This is a genomic window from Allobosea sp. P4_E12, assembly GCF_056401655.1.
The window spans coordinates 1-3,873 of sequence record NZ_JBFUIY010000102.1; the positions used below are offsets into that span (position 1 = coordinate 1).

General features: G+C 62.0%; 3 protein-coding genes. All 3 read left to right on the plus strand.

What is annotated here, in order from left to right:
- On the plus strand, positions 1–1,157 hold a 1,157-nt coding region (locus tag AC1DW9_RS36300), incomplete at its 5' end, for a hypothetical protein (protein ID WP_476855390.1).
- Between the two features lie 855 nt (positions 1,158–2,012).
- Positions 2,013–2,705: a hypothetical protein gene (locus tag AC1DW9_RS36305; RefSeq protein WP_476777541.1), complete on the plus strand. Its 693-nt coding sequence runs from the start codon at positions 2,013–2,015 to the stop codon at positions 2,703–2,705.
- A 603-nt stretch (positions 2,706–3,308) separates the two neighbouring features.
- The coding region (locus AC1DW9_RS36310) for a leucine zipper domain-containing protein (protein WP_476855391.1) at positions 3,309–3,873 on the plus strand (565 nt) is incomplete at its 3' end.

A 3,873-nucleotide genomic window follows, 5' to 3' on the forward strand; every position in this document is an offset into this window, starting at 1 on the left:
GCGCGGCCTTGCCCGCAGCCTTTTCCTCGACGGACGCCTTGCCGAACTCCAGCCAGGTTTGCCCGATGCTCTGGCGTAAGAAGAAGCCGGTTTCTGCCGCGTCCGGGATGAAGCCTCGGACCTATGCGCTGACGCTGATTCTGGGGGCTGCGGCACTCTTTATCAGTGTCGTCGTCGCGAATGTCGTGATCGATCCGCAGGGCGTGTTCGGCACAAACGTCCTTCCGCGTACGCCCAACCTCAATTACCACTACCGCAATCTCGCGGCCTATGACGCTGCGCCGGACAGTTTCGACGGCGTGCTGTTCGGCTCCTCTCGCGCCCAGGCCACGCCGCCGGCGGAGCTGTCCCGCCGCCTGGACGGGGTGAATTTCGCCAGTTTCTCGGTCACGCGCGGCATGCTGCCGGACTTCCTGCCCGCGCTCGAATACGTCCTCGCCGACAAGGCGAAACGAGGGCAGCACTTGCGAGCCGTGTTTCTGCTCCTTGATATCGATACCTTCGGAGATCCCCCGGCGACCAACCGCTACATCGAGACCTTGCTGCCTCAGGCCCTGAGCGGCGAAAGCGGCGTGTATTTCTGGTGGCGCAATCTCACGGCGCTGCAGGTCAGGAGCTGGCAGCGTATCCTGCGCGAGGCCCGGGCCGCGCTCGAGGAGGAAGATCGCCAGACCCCTTCGGTCCTCAATAAGGTGAAACTGGCATTCGTCCGTTTGGCATCGTTGAGCAGTTTGGCCGGACGCGGCGCGCAGGCCGGAAGCGACTACAACAGGCCGTTCGCGCAGCGCGCGTATTTCGCAGACCAGCTGCAGATCCTGCAGCGCATCGCCACGCTGACCCGGCAGAACGGCACCAGGCTCATCGTGGCCGTCAGCCCGCTCCATCGGGCCGTCGAGAGCCGTTACTTGCCGAAGGATCTCGCGCAAGCGCTTGATCAGGTTGCGCGCGTCACGCCACTCTGGGACTTCACGGGTGCCGACTGGCTCTCGGACGATCCGAACTATTGGATGGGTGACCAGGCTCACTATTCCACGGAGGTCGGCCGCATGATGCTGGCCCGCATCTTCGGTGGCCCAATGCCGCCCGACTGGGAACGATTCGGCCGCTTGAGGGGGGCTGAGGGCGCGGTCGCTTCAGACCCGGGTTTGCGTCGATAGAGTCTATGTGTCGCCATCTTGATATCGCGCGTCGCTTGTGTCCGCAGGCGGCGGTCGCCACTCGTCCCCCCTGATGCGCAGCGCGGATCTACTGGACCGACGCCATCACCTCGACTGCTTTGACCTCGACGGGCTGGCCTCCCTCAATGACACAGTCAAGCCGCTGCCTTCTATAGGTCTCGAACCGGCGGTCGCGCCGTGTTCCTCATAGCCGGCCTCGACGTATTTACGTCCCGGTTTCGCAAGCTGCTCTCCGGAGAACCCGATGCCCTCAGCGCCGACGTTGCGGGCCTCGGGCCCTAGTTGCACGAATCCGCTTGTCGTCCCCTCCATTCGCGCAAGCCTATCCTGCTGCGTGAAGGAGTTGCCGACGGAAGCGCAGTTAAGATGGTCCGACGAGACGATGACCCGCTGTCACGGAGTTCTTATCTGGACGGCGATCGTGGTGATAATTACAGCAGGAACGCGGCTACCGCTCATCCAGTGAGCGCCCAAGAATGAGGTGAGGCGATACAAGCGCTGATGTCTTCATCTTCTGCTGCAGGAGCTCGCCGATGGTTGGGGTCGGTCGGCATATTTATTAGTGTGCTCCTGGCGTCGCTGGGGCTCATGATGGCCCTTTCAGTATGGCGTGATCCGTACTGGGTGTTCCGCGACAACCCGCCTTGGACGGACAATGGCGCCGGGGTCAGTCGCCTCTTCGATGTCGAAATGCGTAAAATCAAGCCTCTTCAGATTGCGAGGACCCGACCCTCGACGTTGCTAATTGGGTCGTCTGTTGTTTACCGCGGGATCGATCCTCGCCATCTCGCGACAGATACCCGAAGCACTTACAATGCGGGGATATCCTCGTTGATGGCTGACGAATTGCCGCAGCTAGCGGCGCTGGCAGCAGAGTTCAAGAGCACTCGCCGCGTCATCATCTCTCTCGACTATTTCATGTTCTCGGGGCTTCCCCCGCCACCTCCGCTGAGCCCAAAGATCGTGTCGATGGTGGGGCGATGGGAGTTGCTGGTGTCGACGGTTCTGAACTTAAAGGCCCCCTTCCAGCTATTCGGCAGCAACCGCCTTCGCACTGAGCCGGGCGTCTGGCACGCTAATGGGTTCAAGGAGACGCCCGATTTCGACGCAGATCTGACACGTCGTATAAGCGCTGCGCAAAACGTCGCTGCCATGGATTACCGTCCGCAGAGCCTTGCCTACCTCGACAAAGCGCTGGAGCGCCTGAGCGCACGCGAATTGCATGTGGTGCTTTCACCAATGAGTTCCACGCAACGTGATCTATTACGCGATGGTGGGCGAGATGCTGAACTGGCTGCCTGGCGCCGAGACGTGGCTATTGTAGCGGCAAACCATGGGCTGAAGCTTCACGATTTAATCGCTAATCACCCCTTCAATGATTTTGACCCAAACAAGGGCTCATCGCGCTATTGGCTAGATACAATGCACTTCAAACCAGAGGTAGGGCGCTGGGTTCTCACGCAAATCGGCCTAGTAAAGGCTGAGGAGAGCGAGCTTAGGAACCCTCGGCTACGGGACGGATCCTAATCCCTAACAGCTGCTGGGCCCCCGCCGCTTCGGGCGCGCGAGTCTTTAGGCTATGACTTGCGCAGGTTGAGTAAAGGGGTCAAGTGCGCGCAGAGAGGCACACGCCAGAACGATCGATATCTCGAGGATGCCCATTGTCGCCTCCGAGGTTCGCTCAGCTTCAACTGCGGTCACACTGCCGAAGCTCCGACCTAGCTTCGCCCAAAACAAAAGGGCCTGCCACGCCTTTCGGAGCGGCGGGCAAATTCGGGGTATCCGCGTTCAGGTTTAATGCGCTGTTGCGTTCGCAGTTTCAGGCGCATGTCGGGGAATCGCGTTCCACGCCGACGGATGTCCTTCAATGACAAGGCCAAGCCGCCGTTGACGTGTTTTACAGCGTCATAGAGCGGCTCCATCTACTCTTAAAGGCCCGCCTTTGTCAGGTAGGTTTAGGCAATGTGCGCCGAATAGGCGGCCAGCCGCTCGACCAATTGCGCCTCCCGTTCGAGCGATCGGGAGCCGGATTAGGGCGGCTAGGTGTCGAAGCTATGAAGGTTGTTCATCCGGGCCGGTGCTGAGAGGCTGGGGTTGCGAAGCTCCAACGCCTGCGCCGGAGGTGCCCGGATGAACGTCCATCAGAATGCCCGTTTGACGCCTTGCGGTCGAGCCCTGCTGGCAGAGCGGGTCGAAGGGGGCTGGTCCGTCAAGGCGGCACTGGCGGCGGGCGTCTCGGGCCGCACGGCGCATACTTGGCTTCGCCGGCATCGGCAGGGCGGCGAGCGCAGGTTTCACGACCGCAGCTCAGCCCCGCATCACGGTCCGCATGCAACGCCTGTGCAGCGTGTTGCCGAGATCGGGGCGCTGAGGCGTCAGATCGCCGTTGCACTCGGCATGCCGCGCTCAACCGTGGGAGCGATCCTGCGCCGTCTGGGATTGAACCGATTGTCGGCGCTGGAGCCGAAACCCGAGATCCTGCGCTACGAGCGCGCCGCGCCGGGCGAGCTGATCCACCTCGACATCAAGAGCCTGGGCCGGATCGACGGCGTCGGCCACCGCATCACCGGCAATCGCACCGGCCCAGGCCGCAATCGCGGCATCGGCTGGGACCATCTCCATGTCGCGATCGACGATGCCTCGCGGCTGGCCTTCGTCGAAGTTCTGCCAAGCCTCGGCCGGGACGACGCGACGG

What these genes read in the sequence shown, in the direction of transcription:
- AC1DW9_RS36305 (WP_476777541.1), top strand. Translation starts at nt 2,013, where the DNA reads ATGGCTGACGAATTGCCGCAGCTAGCGGCGCTGGCAGCAGAGTTCAAG.